Genomic DNA, 18,351 nt, shown 5'->3' with positions numbered 1-18,351 from the left:
ATTCTGAAGCATCCACATAACATAAAAATAAGATTCAGTCCTGTGATTTGGCTTTGCTCAAGAGGAAAAGGTTGTCTTCTATAGGCAACCTTTTCTTATAGTAGAACTTTCAATCTATGCGCTTGCAGCACATGTTATGGTTTAAGCAAGCATACGATTATGCAAATCTTAAATTAAGAACATAGCGTCGTTGTCTAAAATCAGTTTGCCTATAAATCTTCTAAAGGCAGCTGGAAACTCTGTTTAATAATCTGGCTGGGTAAATCTGTTTTGACACTGGTAATACCATTTTTTTTGGTCAGATGGGTGGACTGAAATTTACGGTAACTTTCCAGATCAGGCACCACAACTTTCAACATGGCATCGCTCTCTCCCAAAATAATGTAGCACTCCATCACTTGCGGCAATTCTTTCATCGCCTCAATAAAGGTATCAATGGTTTCGGCATCCTGACCGACTAACCAGATGCGTGAAAATAAAATCAGCTGAAAACCAATTTTTTGTTGGTCGACAATAGTCGTGTAATTCTGAATCACGCCTGCATCTTCCAGTAATTTTACCCGGCGTAAACAGGATGAAGGTGAAAGTCCGATTTCACGTGCCAGATCATTATTCTGAATACGGCCATTGGACTGTAAATGTCGAATGATATTTTTATCAATTCGATCAAGTTTTACCCGCACAGACTTGGTGGATATTTTCATAAATTAGAATAATATTCGAAAAATAATACTTATTATAAAATAAATTGAAAGCCAATTTTGTAAAAAATCGCAGATACTTGTTTCACTTTCTGGAGTTTGAAAGGAAAAGGAAATGTCTGTATTTGTACTCTTTGCACTGACCGTGCTTCCCCTGATTTTTACGCCTGGACCCGATATGTTATTTATCCTGTCTCAAGTGATGGGTAAAGATGCAAAAGCAGGCATGATGGCAACCTTAGGGGTGTGTTGCGGTTATCTGGTGCATTCTATTCTGGTGGCACTCGGAATTGCGGCTATTATTATCTCTTTTCCGGTGCTGTTTGAAACAATTCGCTGGCTTGGGATTGCGTATCTGTTGTATTTGGCCTTTAATTTGCTCAAATCGGTATTCAGTAAAAAAGCGCTGAACATTGAGAAAAAGACCTCAGCCAATCCGATTAAAAAAGGTTTTTTTACTGCGCTGTTAAATCCAAAAGGCATGTTGATTTATTTTGCGATTTTGCCGCAGTTTATTGATAAATCCGCCAATACTGTCAGCCAAGGTTTGATCCTGTCCTTTATTTTTATCAGTCTGATTTTTGTAGTGTATTGTAGCTTAAGTATTTTGTTCAGTAAAATCAGCCAAAAAACCCAAATGGATGAACGTAAACAAAAATGGGTGGATGGAACTTCTGGTGGTTTACTGGCACTTGCTGCAAGCTGGCTCATCATCAATTAATCTGGTTGCAAAGAAGCATACTGTTCGCAGTATGCTTTTTTTATAATTGCGAAGATTTGAAATTAAATATTCACTTTGTCGGCGTAGAATTCAATGCGCTGGTTTATTATTTGGTCAATTTGTCTTTATATTAGGTTTAATTCGCTCTCAAAAAGAGTTCTGTCCAAAATGACAAAAGCTGACATACGTATATTCCGGCTGTTTTGCTTCAAGCTGCTTTAAATCAATTTAAATTAAATGTGATCAATCAAAACTTCTGATGTGATTAATCAGATAAAAAAATAATATAAATCAATGGGTAAATTTTAAGTAAATATTGATACATTTCATTGTAATAAAACGATAACAATTAATTGTGAACGCATCGTTCAGGGAAAATTACGCATTTTTACACCTCTTTGTTGAATTGTGACTTGACCGAAATGCCGTACACATTGCAAGATAGGGCACCTAAAAAAATTTAAGTGAAGAGTTACACTAACTTTTCTCAACATTTACATTTGCTAAAACAGCCGAGGATTACATGAAGGCTCTTGTTGCTGTAAAACGTGTGGTTGATGCCAACGTTAAAGTTCGTGTTAAACCGGACAACAGTGGTGTTGACTTAACTAACGTTAAAATGTCAATTAATCCATTCTGTGAAATTGCAGTGGAAGAAGCGGTTCGTTTAAAAGAAAAAGGAACTGTTTCAGAAATCATTGTTGTTTCTATTGGTCCTAAAGAAGCCCAAGAACAGATTCGTTCTGCAATGGCGCTTGGTGCTGACCGCGGTATTCTGGTTGAAGCTGATGACAGCCAACTGGGTGCGCTGGAAATCGCTAAAATTCTGAAAGGCGTTGTTGACGCTGAACAACCACAATTGATCCTTCTGGGTAAGCAAGCAATTGATGATGACTCGAATCAGGTTGGTCAGATGCTTGGCGCTCTAATGGGTGCAGGTCAAGGTACATTCGCTTCTGAAGTAAAAGTAGATGGCGATAAAGTACAAGTAACACGTGAAGTAGACGGCGGTTTACAAACTGTTGAGCTGAAACTTCCAGCAATCATTACCACGGACTTGCGTTTGAACGAGCCTCGTTATGCGGCACTTCCAAACATCATGAAAGCGCGTAAAAAACCGCTGGATACCAAGTCACCTGCAGATTTCGGTGTAAACCCTGCAACTAAACTGAAAACAGTGAAAGTTGAATCACCTGCAGAGCGTAAAGCTGGCGTACAAGTGAAGTCTGTAGACGAGCTTGTAGAAAAATTGAAAAACGAAGCGAAAGTGATCTAATACAGAAGGATAAAAATCATGAGTATTTTAGTTATCGCTGAGCACGACAACAAAGCATTAAATGCTGCTACTTTAAACGTTGTTGCTGCAGCGCAAAAAATCGGTGGTGATATCACTGTATTGGTTGCTGGTTCTGGCGCTCAGGCAGTTGCTGACCAAGCGGCTAAAGTTGCGGGTGTAAGCAAAGTATTACTTGCTGATGACGCTGCTTATGCAAACCAATTGGCTGAAAATGTGGCTAAACTTGTTGCTGAATTAGGTAAAGGCTATACACATATCCTTGCTGCTTCTACAACAACTGGTAAAAACATTTTGCCACGTGCAGCTGCGCTTCTTGACGTAAGCATGATCACTGACATCATTGCGGTAGATGGTCCTAAGACTTTCAAACGTCCGATCTATGCAGGTAACGCAATTGCGACTGTAGAATCAGGCGAAAGCATCGTATTGGCGACTGTTCGTGGTACAGCATTTGATGCTGTAGCTGCTGAGGGTGGTTCTGCTGCTGTTGAAGCTGCTGCGTCTACTGGTGATGCCGGTATTTCTAAGTTTATCAACGAAGAAATCGTAAAATCTGAACGACCTGAACTGACAGCTGCGCGTATTGTAGTTTCTGGTGGTCGTGGTGTTGGTTCTGGTGAGAACTATCACAAGATCCTTGATCCATTGGCTGACAAGCTTGGTGCTGCTCAAGGTGCATCACGTGCTGCGGTAGATGCTGGCTTCGTACCAAACGATATGCAAGTGGGTCAAACTGGTAAAATCGTTGCGCCTGATCTGTACATCGCAGTCGGTATCTCTGGTGCGATTCAGCATTTGGCGGGTATGAAAGAGTCTAAAGTGATCGTTGCGATCAACAAAGACGAAGAAGCGCCAATCAATGCAGTCGCTGACTACTGGTTAGTCGGTGATTTGAACACTGTTATTCCTGAATTGGTTTCTAAAATCTAATTCTTGAATCGGATTCAAAAAACGCTCTTGTGCAGGCAGTGAAAGCAATGCTTTCCTGTTTTGTCCAAGGGCGTTTTTTTATGCAAAAATTTTAAAAATACTCGGCAGTCGAAACTAGAGTATTTCATTTGCGTGAAAAGTGATAAAATTCCGGTTTGGTTTTTCTCCTGTTTTTAATCATGTCCTTTTCCAAAGCCGCCCATATCCTGTTTATTAGTTTTTTGCTGATTGCGCTTTATCTGGGTATTTGTATTCATACTGCCCTGAATGCACCAGCTTCGGTAACTCAGTATTTATTTAGTGAATCAGGCGCTTTTGAAGTCATGAGTCCATGGTTATGGTACTTGCTGGCAGTGCTGTGTTTGCTTAATGTTGAAATCAAACCTAATACCCGAGTGTTTACGGCTATAGCAGCGACATTGTTGGGATTACGGGAAATGGATTTCCATAAGCAGGTGTTTGAAATGAGTTTTATCAAAACTAATTTCTATCGCAGTGCTGAAATTCCGCTCATGGATAAGCTGCTCGGATTTATTTTATTGCTCGGCATTATTTTTGTCTTTCTGGTACTGGCGAAAAAGCTGGTTCAAACCATACGAAGCATGAAGAATTCTTTGAATATTGCACATTTTTTTATCTTTCTCACCATTGCCTGTGGCGGACTGAGCAAAGTGCTCGATCGCACGACTTCAACCCTGAAAGAAGAATTCGGCATCCAGTTGGTGCCACATACTCAAATCATGATTATGACCATTGAGGAAGGGGTAGAAATGTTATTGCCAGTTTTATTGATTGTGGCTGTGCTGAGCTATCGTAAAGTACTGAACCAGGCACAATAAAAATATAGAAAAAACGATGAAGATGCGCCAGTTGATTGGCGCATTTTGTTTTTGTAGTACTGTATTTCTCAAAATTTGAGGTATTGAAAAATCCTGTCTGGATGCGCTAATTTTCGGTTTTCAAATAACAAGAAAATGATCACTAAAATGAAGATAATTAACAAGGTTAAGCTGAATATTTCGACACAAAAATACAAGTGTTTATGCTATAATTTAGGGCTGTATTTTAGTTTTTAACTCAGTCGTTTGAGTTAATGATTTTGCTAGTTTTACGACATATAAATACAAGCCAAAATTGGCTTGTAGAATAAGGAGTATGCATGAGCGTATCGGAAATTAGACCGATTGCCATTGAGGATGAACTTAAAAGCTCATATCTCGATTATGCGATGAGCGTGATTGTGTCACGTGCATTGCCCGATGTACGAGATGGTTTAAAACCTGTTCATCGTCGTGTGCTTTTCGCAATGCACGAATTAGGCAATGACTATAACAAAGCTTATAAAAAGTCTGCACGTGTAGTAGGTGACGTCATCGGTAAATATCACCCGCATGGTGATTTTGCCGTATACGAAACCATTGTACGTATGGCGCAAGATTTCAGCTTGCGTTACCAATTGGTTGATGGTCAAGGTAACTTCGGTTCGGTCGATGGCGATAGCGCAGCAGCCATGCGTTATACCGAAGTGCGTATGCGTAAACTGACCCACGAACTGTTAGCGGATCTTGAAAAAGATACCGTCGAGTGGGAAGACAACTACGATGGCTCTGAGCGTATTCCTCAAGTCATGCCAACCCGTGTTCCGAACTTGTTGATTAATGGTGTCACTGGTATTGCAGTCGGTATGGCGACCAATATGGCGCCGCATAACATGACTGAAGTTGTGAATGCGTGTCTGGCCTATGCCAATGATCCTCAAATCAGCATTGAAGGATTGATGGAACATATTTCTGGTCCGGATTTCCCGACAGGCGGTATTATTTACGGTAAATCAGGCATTGTCGATGCTTACCGTACCGGTAAGGGTCGTTTGCATATCCGTGGTAAGTACCATTTCGAAGAAGATCCGAAAAATGGCCGTACCACCATCGTATTTACTGAAATTCCATATCAGGTCAATAAAGCAAAAACCATTGAGCGTATTGCTGAACTGGTCAAAGAGAAAAAACTCGAAGGCATTTCAGAGCTTCGTGACGAGTCTGACAAAGACGGTATGCGTATCGCGATTGACCTGAAGCGCGGTGAAAACGCTGAAGTGATCGTGAACAACCTGTTCCAGAACACGCAACTTGAAAATTCTTTCAGTATCAACATGGTTTGTCTGGACAATGGCCAACCAAAATTGATGAACCTGAAAGACATCATTGCCGCGTTTATCCGTCACCGTCAGGAAGTGGTCACGCGTCGTACCATGTTCGAATTACGCAAAGCGCGTGAACGTGGTCATATCTTGGAAGGTTTAACCGTTGCCCTGGCGAATATTGATGCCATCATCGAAACCATCAAGAGTTCTGCGAATCCAGCTGAAGCACGTGAGCGTTTGCAGGCAGGTGAGTGGGCTGGTGGCGGTGTTTTGGCCTTGCTAGAAAAAGCCGGTTCAGTTTCTGTACGCCCAGATGAGATTGAAGGTGAAGATCCAAGTCGCCCGTTTGGTTTGGATGGCGAGATTTATCGTCTGTCACCAACTCAGGTGAATGCGATTATGGAACTTCGCTTGCATCGTTTAACCGGTCTGGAACAAGACAAGTTACATGCTGAATATAGTGAAATCCTGTCACAAATCGCTGAACTGACTGCAATTTTGAATGACTTTAATCTGTTGATGAACGTGATTCGTGAAGAATTGGCATTAATTCTTCAGCAGTATGGCGATGCACGTAAAACATCGATTGTCGAGTCACGTATCGATTTCTCTCGTGAAGATCTGATTCCTGAAGAGCAAATGGTTCTGACGGTATCGAAATCAGGTTATGCGAAAACTCAACCATTGTCTGACTACGCTGCACAGCGTCGTGGTGGCCGTGGTAAGTCTGCGACCAGCATGAAAGAAGATGATTACATTCAACATCTGATTGTGACGTCAAGTCATGCGACGGTACTTTGCTTTACCAACGTTGGTAAGGTCTACCGTCTGAAAGTCTATGAAGTGCCGCAAGCCTCACGTGGTGCCAAAGGTCGCCCAATGGTGAACTTGCTGCCACTGGATGAAAACGAGACCATTACCGCAATCTTGCCTGTGATTGATGCGCCGAAGAAATTCAAAGAACGTCTGGCTGACTTCAAGGCATTTGTAAAAGCCAATGCAGCGCAGTTGCAAAGCAATGAAGTGATCAATGCTCATTTTGCCGAGCTTGAAGCAGCGCTGACAGAATCTGAAGATGGTGCGGATGATATTTCTGATGCATTGCGTATTCAATTGAAACAGTTGGGCTTGGAGCTTTCTGCAACAGATCTTGATGATGACATCATCAATGGCTTTGCTCAGCAGGCTGAAGCGGTACGTAAAAACTTCTATGTGTTTATGGCGACTGAATACGGTACGATTAAACGTGTAGAGCTTGAACAGTTCTCGAATGTTCGTTCAAACGGTTTACGTGCGATTGAGCTGAATGGCGACGATACCCTCATTGGTGTAGCGATTACCGACGGCGAACAGCAAATCATGTTATTCTCGAACGAAGGTAAAGCCATTCGCTTCGCAGAGACTGATGTGCGTTCAATGGGCCGTTCTGCCAAAGGTGTACGTGGTATGCGCGTGACCATTGGTGCAGCTGCACAGCTAGAAGAAAATGACGAAACTGAGATCGAGTCTGATGACGAAGATGGTTCAGATTCAGCATTGATTAGCCGAATCGTATCACTGGTTGTTGTACCTGAAACTGGCGAAGTACTGTGTGCATCTGAAAACGGTTATGGTAAACGTACTCCAGTAGACGACTTCCCAACCAAGAAACGTGGCGGTAAGGGCGTGATTGCGATCAAGACCTCTGAACGTAATGGTCAATTGGTGGGTGCTGTTGCCATTGATGCGTCTAAAGAACTGATGCTGATTTCAGATGGCGGTACGCTGGTTCGTACCCGTGCATCTGAAGTGGCGCAAACCGGTCGTAACGCACAGGGTGTTCGTCTGATCCGCCTAGGTAATGAGGAATTGCTGGTTGGTGTCGTTTCAATCGAAGCGGTTGAAGAAGATGAGTTTGTTGAAGCGATTGAAGGTGCAGAATCTTTAGTGGCTGAAACGGATGCAGTTGCTGAAACTGAGCAAGTTGAAAAAGATGGTGAAAATTCAGTAGAAGAATAAGTTTTTTACTGATAAAAAGGGCGCTTCGGCGTCCTTTTTTATAAACCTTGACTCCATAAGGGTAAGCGATGAAAACCAAATTAATGTTGTTGGCAGCAGCGGTTGTATTGAGTGGCTGTAATTCAATGGACAATACTCCGAATCCGAGTCCTGAACAGGAAAAGGCGGCACAGCTGGCTTATGAGGATTTGCGTGACGGGAAATATGAGGAATTTCTGGATCAGTTAGAACCGCAGTTGCAAACCCAGTTTAAGGATAATGAAAAGCTGATGAAACGCTTTTCACGTTCAATTCCTCAAGGTGAATACAAGTCTAAGACTTTAATGACCAAAGAGATTGAAGAAGCAACCAATCAGCCTGGACAATATAAGGTCAGTTATGAAATTGCCTATCCGGAGAATCTGGTTCAGTATGATGTGAGTTTTGATAAGCCGAATGGTAGCAACAAGATTCGTAATTTCAATATTCAGGTCTTTGGCGAATCAAGTAAATAAGTGGAATAAACGCATTGCTATAATGTTCTATCTGCTTTGATGACCAGAAATTAAACGTCGATAAGCCAAAAAAAAGCACAAGCTACCGATCATTCCAAGATAGAGCAGCTTAGGCAAGATCAGTGTTGTAGGCACACCCATTTGATTGAGTTGAATAAACATCTGCACAATTTGGGTGGAGGGCAGGATTTCGCCAACGACTTGCATCCAGATGGGCATGGCAGCATGTGGCCAGGCCGCACCAGATAAAAAGAACAGTGGAATGGAAGTGAATACAATCACATGACCCGCACGTTCTGGCAGATCCAGAAAACTGGCAAATAGACAGGTCATGCCAATTATCGTGTAGATAAAAACCGCAACAGCCAGTAGCATTCCAAGCAGGTTGCCACCGCGCGGATAATCAAATAGCCAGAAGCTAAAGCCGAATAAATAGAAACATCCCAGACAGCCAATGGTGAAGACCGCTAAACACATTCCAATCAACGCATTTGTATTTAATTCTACTTTTCTTTCCCGATATACTAAAATCAGCATACTCAAACCCAAAAGAATGGTTTGGTGGATAATTAAGGGTGCAACCGCAGGAAAGACATAACTGCCATAGCCGGACAGTGGATTAAATAAAGGAATTTGATGCACAGAAAGGGCTGGTGAAAAATCCGAGACCTTGCTAAAGCGTTCAGTATAGTCTGCCAAAGTTTGCTCAACTGATGTGGCTAAGCCCAGACCAATTTGTTTGGTCACTAAAAAGTTGGCTGTACTTAAATACAGGCCAATGCCACCTGTTTCACCATGCCTTAAGCTTTGCGATAAATTGTCCGGCAGCAGTAAAATGCCATCGGCTTTTTGTGACTCCACCCATTGTTTGGCTTCGGCGAAATTGCCGGTAATTGCCTGAATTTCCACATTGGGGCTTTGTGCCACCTGACCAATAATACGGGTGCTTAAGTTACTTTGTTCTTCATCGACAATAATAATCGGTAAGGCTTCAGCCTGCTGTGCCTGATAAGCGGTTGGATAAAAAAAACTGTAAAACAAGACGGATAGAATCAGCGTGGTAAAGATCGTGCCGTGACTGACGATATCTTTGAAGCTTTGTAGATAGTAAAACCAAAGGGATTTCATGGTGTTGCTCCTTTGGCGATTTTTTTAAGAAACAGATAAGCCAGCAGAGCGTAGACTAGGGCATAGATCAGCAGCATTAATCCAGCTTGCAGTGAAATATGCAATGGACTACCAATCACCCATTGTTCAGTTTGTAATTTGGCATAGGGCGTGAACGGAATAATATTGGACCAAAACTGGGTGAATAGGGGCGCATTATTTAAAGGTAAAGTCACACCGGCAAAACTTAAAGATGAACCGCCATAGACCGCAATGATGCCAAAAGATTTACTTAAATCTTTGGTTGCCAGAACCACTGCACTGCTTAAAAATGCATAAGCGCTATATAGCAGAAATTGTGCCGATAGAATCAGAGCGAGCGAGCCGGCAACAAACCAGCCGCGAATTTCAATCAGCCAGAACATCCAGATCCAGGTCCATAGACTAAAAATAGCCACATAGACCAGGTTCTTAGACAGCAATGCCATCCAGATGGATGAGTTGCTGACCCAGCTTGTTAAGGTCTGCCGCTTCAGTTCCTGACCGACGGAAAATGCCACACAACAACACAGTAGTAAATGCAGAATTGCCGGAATGACATAGGGTTCCAGATAGAATTCATAATTCAGCTGCGGATTATACAGTGGCGATATTTTGATATGCGGTGACGGTGCTTCGAGAGAGGGCAGCCGGTTGCCCAGATATTGCTGTCCGCTAAATTCAGCGAGTGCTTGCAGGGTACTAACCAGCATGGCAGACGAAATGGTATTTCCGATACTGAAATAACTTTGGTTAAAGGCAATACTGATGTCAGCATCCTGAGCACGAACCAGACGTTGCTCGGCGCCGCTTGGAATATGGATATAACCCCAAATTTTATTTTGATTTAGCAGGCGCTCAATCTCAGCTGTTTGTTCCGACACCGTAGCAATTTTCAGAGTATGATTCAGTGCCACATGCTGATAAATGCTTTGACTCAGCGCACTCTGATCTTGATCAATAATCGCAATCGATAGATGATCGGGTTTACCTTGGGCAAACATGCTGCTGAATAAAATAATCACCAGTGCAGGTGCCAGCGTGACCAGACACAGATCCCATTTTTCGCGGAGCAGATAGCGCAGTTCGCGCCATATACCCGTCCACATTATCGGGTCTCTTTCAGTTTAAATAGCACGCTCATCCCGACTTTGAGTTCAGGAATCGCTGGTGCGGGCACAAGATGCAGCTTAAAACTTCGTACATCATAACCGCCGGTTTGGCGTGTAGTTTTAATGGTGGCAAATTCACCCTCGGCACTGATCTGTTTGATTTTAAAAGTGGCGGTTTTATCTAGGGCGGGAATATAACCTTCAATACTGCTCATTTTTTGAAATGGGGCATATTGGTCTTCACGAATATTCAGGCTCACCCACATTTTATCTTCAATCAGGCTGACCACAGGGACTGCGGTGGCTACCAGCTCCGAGACTTTGCCATAGGTTTTAGACACCGTTCCGTTTACAGGTGCTACTAATTGGGTTTCTGCCTCTAATGCATTGGCTTCATCCAGCGCAGCCTGGGCAATATCTACTTGTGCATCGGCAGAACTCTTTTGCTGCGAGGTGCTGCCACGTTTGGCACGTGCGTATTGCTGATACGCTGCTTCTGTCATTTGTGCCGCTGATTGACTGGCTGCATACAATTCATCACGGCGCTGGCGTGAAATCACACCTTCCTTCAATAAATTTGCACCACGCTCATAAGAAACTTTGGCTAAATTTTGCTGTGCTTTCAGCGATTGCCAGTTGGCATACAGGCTGGCGATATTTTCTTCCTGCGAGCCACGTTCAGCAGTCGATTGTAAGGCCAGCGCAGATTGTAAAGCCGCTGCGGCTTGCTGTTTTTTGGCCTGAATTTCCGGGCTGTTTAAGCGCACCAGCACATCGCCTTTTTTGACCCGCTGACCTTCTTCTACATAAATTTCTTCAATACGGCTTGGCACTTTGGTCGCTACCTGAACTGTTTCAGCTTCTACACGACCCTGCAATTCCAGCGGAGCCGGTTGGTAGCTTTTCCATAATCCAAATGCGATGACTGCCAGCAGAACTGGAATCAGGGCGAGCAATAAATATTTTTTCTTTTTAGCGATTTCAGGAGCTTGTTGTTGCTCGGTCGAAGTCGTCGCGTTGTTTTCTATTTCAGTTTTTGTTTCTACCTGTTGCGCAGGCGATTTTTCTGTATCGCTGGATGAAGCCGCTTCATTCACAGGATCATTGGGCTTTTGATCTTCGTTCATGTTCGGCTCCATTAGCGAATATAGTGAGTGTTGGTATGTTGGATGTAGTTCGGAAATTCTGCAATCGAGCCATGGCTTTGTAATAGTGTGGCCAGTGACATCACATATTTGTAAGCATTCAAGGCAGTTTCGGCTCGTAATCCGCTCAGCATATTTTGTGCATCGATGACCTGTGTGGCGGTGCCCATATCTTCTTTAAAGGACAATTCTTGGATGCGTAAATTTTCCTGTGCGGCTTTCAAGTTTTGTGCCAGAAGCGCATCACTTTGCTGTGCGCTGAGTGCTTCGCTATAAGATTTATAAATCAGATTTTCAATTTCCTGCTGGGTGCGTGCAGTGAGCAGTTCTGTGGCAGAGCGTTTGAGTTCGGCAGCCTGAATATTTTTATTTTTATCGATCCCAGAAAACAGGTTATAGCGTGCGGCAATCCCGACAATCCAGTTTTCATTTTGATCCAGACTATATTCACCAAAAGCAAAAACATTCGGTTTTTTTGCCGCTTGCTGGGCTTTGACATTGGCTTGAGCCAATTGGGTATCCAGCTGCATTTTTTGAATCAGCGCAGAGTTCTGACTAAAGGTTTTCAGCAGATGATTTAAGGCCTGTGGCTCGGTTTTATTGACAAATAAAGGCGTCGAAAGTTCGGTGATGCTACTTTCCTGAAGCAGATTATTCAGCTGGAACAGGGCAGCATTCAAATTGGCCTGCGTATTTTGCTGACTGCGCTCGGCATTATTGCGTGCCACTTCAAACTGCATGCGCTGGCCTTTACTGATAAAACCTTGCTGTTCTATCTTTAAGGCATTGCGATAATGCTGTTGCATGGCATTCAGGTTAAATAGTGCTGCTGCATGCAGTTGCTTTTGGAGTTGTACATTAAAATAACTTTGAATCAGTTCAAAACGCTGCGTGTCTTGCTGCTGTTTGTTGCTGAGCTGACTACGACCTACTTGAATATTGGCGATTTCTTTGGCGCTGCTTGTCAGTCCACCGGTATAAAGCGGCATCATAACTGAAACCGTTGGGCGAATCACCTGATCATCCAGCACGACATGCGAACTATCAGGAATTAAGCCAACTCCATTTTGAATAGGTTGTCTTAAACTATTTTTTAGTGGGTCAGCCAGACCCCCTAAGTTCAGTTCATCAATTCTATTATTTACACCATCCGTTAAGGATTGCTCTAAATTATTTTTTAATGCACCCAAAGGCAGATCGAGTTCATTATGAAAGGCATACGCACGAACATTCAGGTCGACTCGTGGCAGACCTATACCTTTCACTGCTTCAGCTTCAAGTTTTGAGGCCTGTTCCAGACTTTGATAGGCTTGGCTGCTATAAGAATTTTGCAACAACTGACGTTCAGCGTCCTGAAAGCTGATGCTCTGTGCATGAGCAAAGCTGCCATACATCATCGATGCAAGCAGATTTAAACTCCAGACAAGCTGTCTTTTATTTTTCTTTAAGTTCATAAAGTCGCTAAACTGATTTAAAGCCGGTAATGTTATCCCGCTAGTATAAATCAAAGGTTCGCAGATAGAACTAGTGTAAAGTTATAGTATTGTTTCTTTTACATCTGTATTTCAAATACTTATCCGCTGTTTTTGAGAGAATATCCAGAATTAAAAAACGGCTTAATCTTGAACATTTTCAATTGTTAGTTCAAAGATGATAAAAACAGCAGGCTAAAATACTGGTCAATTTATCTTGTGAATCTACATTGATTTTTTGACTCTATCTTGACTCATAGATTGAAATAATTTTGTGCAAGACCCTGCCAGATATGGTTAAATGCCATCATTTTATTGTGTTTCACTCTGAAAGGAAAAATCATGCGCGCGTACAACTTCTGTGCTGGTCCTGCTGCATTACCGACTGCCGTACTTGAAAAAGCTCAAGCTGAAATGCTTGACTGGCACGGCAAAGGTCTTTCGATCATGGAAATGAGCCACCGTAGTGCCGACTATGTTGCCATGGCTGAAAAAGCGGAAGCAGACTTACGTAAACTCATGAATATTCCTGAGAACTACAAAGTATTGTTCTTGCAGGGTGGGGCATCATTACAGTTCTCGGCAATTCCATTGAACCTGCTTGGCAAAAACAACAAAGCAGACTATATCGATACCGGTATCTGGTCTGAAAAAGCCTTGAAAGAAGCGCAGCGTTATGGCGATATCAATGTTGTAAAAGCAGGTATCCAAATTGATGGCAAATATGCGATCAGTGCACAAAGCGAATGGAATCTTTCTGATGATGCAGCTTATGTGCATTATGCCGATAATGAAACCATTGGCGGTCTGCAATTTGCTTCAATTCCTGAAACAAACAAGCCATTAGTTTGCGATTATTCATCTAGTATTTTATCTGCGCCAGTAGATGTCTCTAAATTTGGTTTGATCTATGCGGGTGCGCAAAAGAATATCGGGCCTGCTGGTTTAACGCTGGTGATCATTCGTGAAGATTTACTTGATCAAGCTAAACCTGAAATTCCAAGCATCTTGAAATATTCAGATCAAGCGAAAAATGGCTCAATGGTTAACACACCATCAACTTATGCATGGTACTTGTCTGGTCTGGTGTTTGAGTGGTTGCTAGAAAATGGCGGTGTAGATGCCATGCACAAAGTGAACCTTGAGAAAGCTAACTTGCTTTATGGTTATATCGATCAAAGCGATTTTTATGCGAATCCGATTGCAAAAGCAAACCGTTCAATCATGAACGTACCATTTACCTTGGCGAATGCTGATCTTGAGAAACAGTTCCTGAAGGAAGCTGAAGCACAGCATTTATTGAATCTTGCTGGTCACCGTTCAGTGGGTGGTATGCGCGCAAGTATTTACAATGCTGTACCTTTAGAAGGTGTGCAAGCATTGGTGAACTTTATGGATGACTTTGCCAAACGCAATGGTTAATTCCTGAAACGAAAAAACCCAGCACAGGCTGGGTTTTTTTATGAATGCAATAATTTTAGAAAATAAAAGTATGCAGGATGAATCCGCAGATCAGCATCCCCAACATGAAAAAAAGGCAGGACATCATATCAATATTATAGCGGGAGCTAAGATGATGCTCGACCTGTTGTAATGTTTCTTCTTGCACGATTTTCATAGATATTTATTGTCCGATCTATTTATCGTTAATACTAATTTGTTGTGAGTATTTTTATCATAAAAAATTGATTAAATAAAGTACATTTTTGATTAAAGAGCATAAATTTTCATTTTATTTAAATATCAGATTTGCACGACAACAGATTATTTACATGAGAAATCAAACGCTTATTTTTACAAGATTTTTAAGGTTATTTCAAATATTTAAAATGAATTCATTTGAATTTAAAAATGTGGATAACTCGGTTTTTAATGAATTCAAATAGATTATTAAGCCAGAAAATATGTATAAAAAATAATCAAAAATTAAAATGACAAATAAGAATATAGATGGATTAAAAGAAGATACCCATCAAAATGAATATCTTCTTTATATGTTTGAACTTAGGCCGCTTTTCTATAAATATTGGCCTGAATCCACAAGTTGCCACGAACATACTGGCCAATCTGGAAGTCTCTGTACTGGTCATTCCGCGTTGCAATCCGGATCAAGGTCGCAGGCTGGCCTTCATCATGAATGAGGGTGACATCATAAAGGGTATAGTCCTGACCCATAAACTGCATAGTCGTTTTACCGACAATATTGCCCTGGAACCAGGCTTCATCTTCCTGACCCATGGTTTCGCCGTATAGATAAGCCACCATTTTAGAAAAATCTACGGTTACAGGTTCTTTATCTTCTTCGCACTGCGGCTGCCAGGCATCAATCTGTTCCTGCAAATTATCCGGTGCTACACCATTATTGGCAGCCAGAATATCATTCAAGGCACGGTGGTGCTTGATCGAAGCCGGATCATCAACCACCAGATGTTCATGCTCGGCAACAGCTTCAAGCTCATAGGCCCAGGCATTCAGGTTCACCACATAAGGCTGGTCTTTTTCATAATGCGCATGATTGACGCTATACAGGCTGTCAAAAGCATAAATGATATTATTGGCACCCAAATTCAAACGTAATACCGCCTGAGTATTGGATTTACAGGAAATGATCCGGTCAATCGTGGCTTTTACCTGATACGGACTTTCAAAGCAGGGGAAGGCAGTTTTTACTGCTTGAGGTTTGTTGTTTTCGACGGCAATCACCTGACTCAACTGCACTGCAGCTTTGTTCGGCCCCTGAATCAGCCAGGTATCTCCATCCATATCACATTCTTGTGTACAAAGACCCATCGGCATCACAGGTGCATCGAGTGCTTTGCCTAACCACTGTGGAACGTCGCTACCGGGGTTTTCCGTGAGCAGGGTCCAGTGTTCGACATGACTACCGAAATTCTGATCATCAATGGTGATGATCTCTGGGCTATTCTGATTTTTCATATGCACAATTGATCTTGGATGACTTATTTATAGTTAATCGAGGGTCATTGCGATTTTTCAAGTCAATCGAATGAATTTAAAAATTAAAATGCAAATCATGTGAAGTCCATTTTATTCTGGATCGAGTTATTTTTGCCAGGCAGAGCATGTATATTTTGAAGTACACAGGGCAGATCTGCTACAAATGAAGTGATTTAACCATCAACCTGATCCTGCCAATTTGCTAGAATAAGCAGGATTAATACCTTAATGGGAAGCCCTGTGTTGCCATTCAAACTTTGGGTCGATGCCGATGCATTACCCCGTATTCTGAGAGATGTGATTATCCGTGCCTCGGATCGCTATCAGCTGGAAGTGACTTTTGTGGCCAATCAGCCGGTTGGTATCACACCTTCGGTCAGAATTAATTCAATTCAGGTAATGAGTGGGGCGGATGCTGCAGATAAAGAGATTATTCTGCGCATGAAAGAGCATGATATTGTCATGACCCAAGATATTCCCCTGGCGGCAGAAGTGATTGAAAAGGGCGGGATTGCGATTCATCCACGCGGTGAGGTGTATACCACAGCCAATGTCAAAGCGCGTTTGCATCTGCGTGACTTTATGGACAGCTTGCGCGGTGCCGGTGTGCAAACTGGTGGCCCGCCACCCATTTCAGAGCGGGATAAACGTGAATTCTCTAGCGCACTCGATCAAACCATTCAAAAACAAAAACGCAAGACTTCCGCGCTTTAAGCATTATTCAGAGTAATTCGCATGCCCACACAAACCAATATGATCGCCACCTATATTTTATTGGTGTTTATCTGGGCGACGACACCGCTTGCCATTGTCTGGAGCGTGACCGATCTGCATCCGCTCTGGGCACTGGCACTACGCTTCTTTCTGGCCTTGCCTTTTGCATTTGCCTTATTGTGGCTGTTTAAAACCCGATTTCCTGTTGATTCACTCTCAATGCACAGCTATCTGGCTGGTGCTTGCAGCTTTATTGGCTCGCAGATTTTTACCTATCTGGCCACGGGTTATCTCAGTTCGGGCATTATCGCATTGATGTTTGGTCTGGCCCCGATTATTACCGGCCTGATTGGCCGTTTCGTTTTTCAGCTCAAACTCTATCCTTCACAGTGGTGCGGCATGGCAATTGCATTGCTGGGGCTGGGGATTATTTGTGTGGGTGGAAAAGACCAGCATATTCAGCCGGTGGGCATCGGCCTGATGTTACTCAGCGTGTTTATTTACTGTGTTTCGATGTTCTGGGTGAAAAAGGTCAATGCGCCTTTGCAGCCCATGGCACAAGCGGCCGGTTCGATCGCGGTTTCAGCCCTCATGGCCTGTGCCATGCTGCCTTTTATCTGGCAATTTGCGCCTACCCAGATGCCACAGGCGAAATCACTGATCGGACTGGGATATGCCGTGGTGATGGCTTCACTGATTGCAATGTTCTGTTATTTTAAACTGGTGCAGAAAATCAAGGCGACGACCTTGTCTTTGACCACAGTGCTGACACCGATGCTGGCCTTATTTGTTGGCGTACTTCTCAATGATGAAAAACTATCCGGTGCAGCAGTTGTTGGTGTTGGCATTTTGCTGGCGGGTTTATTGTTATACTTTTCCAGAGAAATTAAAGCCAGCTATGCTGCCCGCCTGCCATCAACAAACCAACAGCACTAAGTCAGTGATTTAAGCAAAGTCGGCTTTGACACATTCACCCAGTTTGACTCGGTCCTGTGGATGCATGGTAATAAAATAGGCACCGGTCCGGAATTTATTATTTTCTTCTTCACGGCTATAAGCAACCTGAGCGGTTGCGGCAATATGGAAGAAATTTTCCGGGTGGCTTAAAGTCACGTGCAGATAGGTGCCTTCCGTGATCGGGCGGTCACTAAAGAAGCTAAAACCGGTTTCTGAAAAGTTCACCTGCTCCGGTACAGGTAACATGCTTTGTACAATTGCGTCATACAAAGATCCGGTAATAAGGTTTAATTTTTGGTTGAATAAGGATAAGATTCGAGCAATTTGTTGATCTTTTTCAGATAATTGTTCTAATTCGTAGTTAACCGCGTGATCAAATTGATCTAGTTCTGCAAGTAGTAGAAAATAGCGGGGCAAGACAAAGTTAGAGTCATAAGGATCATTTAAGGCAACATCATCGGAAATAATCTGATAATTAATTCGTAAGGCAGCATCGATTCGAGACATAACGCGTCTTTCCGTGAATCCGTTTGGATGCTGTACATTTTCCATAATTTATTACC

17 protein-coding genes are annotated in these 18,351 nt (G+C 42.7%); 10 read left to right on the top strand and 7 right to left on the bottom strand.

All coding sequences use genetic code 11. The features are described from left to right. Positions 1-209: 209 nt before the first annotated feature. The gene (locus FTV08_RS00745) at positions 210-704 is read right to left on the bottom strand and encodes an Lrp/AsnC family transcriptional regulator (RefSeq protein WP_180086254.1); all 495 of its coding nucleotides are present in this window, start codon (positions 702-704) and stop codon (positions 210-212) included. Positions 705-816: 112 nt separating this feature from the next. Here FTV08_RS00745 and FTV08_RS00740 point away from each other — a divergent pair, with 112 nt between their 5' ends. The 6 genes from FTV08_RS00740 to FTV08_RS00715 all read left to right on the top strand — a co-directional run bounded on the left by FTV08_RS00740 (position 817) and on the right by FTV08_RS00715 (position 8,284). Next, positions 817-1,422 (top strand): LysE family translocator, encoded by a 606-nt coding sequence (locus FTV08_RS00740; RefSeq protein ID WP_004645711.1) that lies wholly within the window; start codon positions 817-819, stop codon positions 1,420-1,422. A gap of 523 nt (positions 1,423-1,945) precedes the next feature. Next, entirely contained in the window at positions 1,946-2,698 is a 753-nt protein-coding gene (locus FTV08_RS00735; RefSeq protein ID WP_004280496.1) for an electron transfer flavoprotein subunit beta/FixA family protein, read from the top strand. An 18-nt stretch (positions 2,699-2,716) separates the two neighbouring features. Continuing rightward, a complete protein-coding gene (locus FTV08_RS00730) occupies positions 2,717-3,649 on the top strand; it encodes an FAD-binding protein (RefSeq protein ID WP_005252481.1) in 933 nt (310 codons plus the stop codon). A gap of 179 nt (positions 3,650-3,828) precedes the next feature. After that, positions 3,829-4,488 (top strand): hypothetical protein, encoded by a 660-nt coding sequence (locus FTV08_RS00725; RefSeq protein ID WP_004731795.1) that lies wholly within the window; start codon positions 3,829-3,831, stop codon positions 4,486-4,488. Positions 4,489-4,808: 320 nt separating this feature from the next. Next, positions 4,809-7,790 (top strand): DNA gyrase subunit A, encoded by a 2,982-nt coding sequence (gene gyrA, locus FTV08_RS00720; RefSeq protein WP_180086252.1) that lies wholly within the window; start codon positions 4,809-4,811, stop codon positions 7,788-7,790. 68 nt (positions 7,791-7,858) lie between these two features. Further along, positions 7,859-8,284 carry a DUF3887 domain-containing protein gene (locus FTV08_RS00715; protein WP_180086250.1) on the top strand — a complete coding sequence of 142 codons (426 nt, stop codon included), beginning with the start codon at positions 7,859-7,861 and terminating at the stop codon, positions 8,282-8,284. Between the two features lie 27 nt (positions 8,285-8,311). Here the strand turns inward: FTV08_RS00715 and FTV08_RS00710 are convergent, their stop codons facing one another. Genes FTV08_RS00710 through FTV08_RS00695 form a run of 4 tightly spaced genes read right to left on the bottom strand, consistent with a single transcriptional unit; the run spans position 8,312 to position 13,141 of the window. Next, on the bottom strand, positions 8,312-9,412 hold the full coding sequence (locus FTV08_RS00710; protein WP_180086248.1) for an ABC transporter permease: 1,101 nt from the start codon (positions 9,410-9,412) through the stop codon (positions 8,312-8,314). Further along, the gene (locus FTV08_RS00705; protein WP_180086246.1) at positions 9,409-10,539 is read right to left on the bottom strand and encodes an ABC transporter permease; all 1,131 of its coding nucleotides are present in this window, start codon (positions 10,537-10,539) and stop codon (positions 9,409-9,411) included. Before FTV08_RS00705 ends, FTV08_RS00710 begins: the two co-directional genes overlap by 4 nt. Next, positions 10,539-11,669, bottom strand: coding sequence for an HlyD family secretion protein (locus FTV08_RS00700; RefSeq protein WP_180086244.1), 1,131 nt, complete (start codon positions 11,667-11,669; stop codon positions 10,539-10,541). Before FTV08_RS00700 ends, FTV08_RS00705 begins: the two co-directional genes overlap by 1 nt. Before the next feature lie 11 nt (positions 11,670-11,680). After that, positions 11,681-13,141: a TolC family protein gene (locus tag FTV08_RS00695; RefSeq protein ID WP_180086242.1), complete on the bottom strand. Its 1,461-nt coding sequence runs from the start codon at positions 13,139-13,141 to the stop codon at positions 11,681-11,683. Between the two features lie 360 nt (positions 13,142-13,501). On the opposite strand from FTV08_RS00695, the gene serC reads away from it, so the two are divergent. Both serC and FTV08_RS16150 read left to right on the top strand, forming a co-directional pair. Beyond that, the gene (gene serC / locus FTV08_RS00690; protein WP_005106386.1) at positions 13,502-14,581 is read left to right on the top strand and encodes a 3-phosphoserine/phosphohydroxythreonine transaminase; all 1,080 of its coding nucleotides are present in this window, start codon (positions 13,502-13,504) and stop codon (positions 14,579-14,581) included. 40 nt (positions 14,582-14,621) lie between these two features. Next, positions 14,622-14,753 carry a hypothetical protein gene (locus tag FTV08_RS16150; protein WP_257221144.1) on the top strand — a complete coding sequence of 44 codons (132 nt, stop codon included), beginning with the start codon at positions 14,622-14,624 and terminating at the stop codon, positions 14,751-14,753. Positions 14,754-15,163: 410 nt separating this feature from the next. Here FTV08_RS16150 and FTV08_RS00685 read toward each other — a convergent pair whose 3' ends face one another. Then, positions 15,164-16,096, bottom strand: a complete 933-nt coding sequence (locus FTV08_RS00685) for a hypothetical protein (RefSeq protein ID WP_180086494.1) — start codon at positions 16,094-16,096, stop codon at positions 15,164-15,166. Positions 16,097-16,345: 249 nt separating this feature from the next. Here FTV08_RS00685 and FTV08_RS00680 point away from each other — a divergent pair, with 249 nt between their 5' ends. Continuing rightward, complete coding sequence (locus tag FTV08_RS00680; protein ID WP_005103873.1) at positions 16,346-16,831, top strand: YaiI/YqxD family protein; 486 nt, start codon at positions 16,346-16,348, stop codon at positions 16,829-16,831. Between the two features lie 21 nt (positions 16,832-16,852). Beyond that, on the top strand, positions 16,853-17,767 hold the full coding sequence (locus FTV08_RS00675; RefSeq protein WP_005103872.1) for a DMT family transporter: 915 nt from the start codon (positions 16,853-16,855) through the stop codon (positions 17,765-17,767). Between the two features lie 9 nt (positions 17,768-17,776). Here the strand turns inward: FTV08_RS00675 and FTV08_RS00670 are convergent, their stop codons facing one another. After that, positions 17,777-18,340 carry a PilZ domain-containing protein gene (locus tag FTV08_RS00670; protein WP_180086241.1) on the bottom strand — a complete coding sequence of 188 codons (564 nt, stop codon included), beginning with the start codon at positions 18,338-18,340 and terminating at the stop codon, positions 17,777-17,779. Positions 18,341-18,351 lie beyond the last annotated feature (11 nt).

The organism is Acinetobacter sp. YH12226 (assembly GCF_013417805.1).
Lineage (GTDB): Bacteria > Pseudomonadota > Gammaproteobacteria > Pseudomonadales > Moraxellaceae > Acinetobacter.
This window is presented reverse-complemented; position numbering and strand designations above follow the sequence as displayed.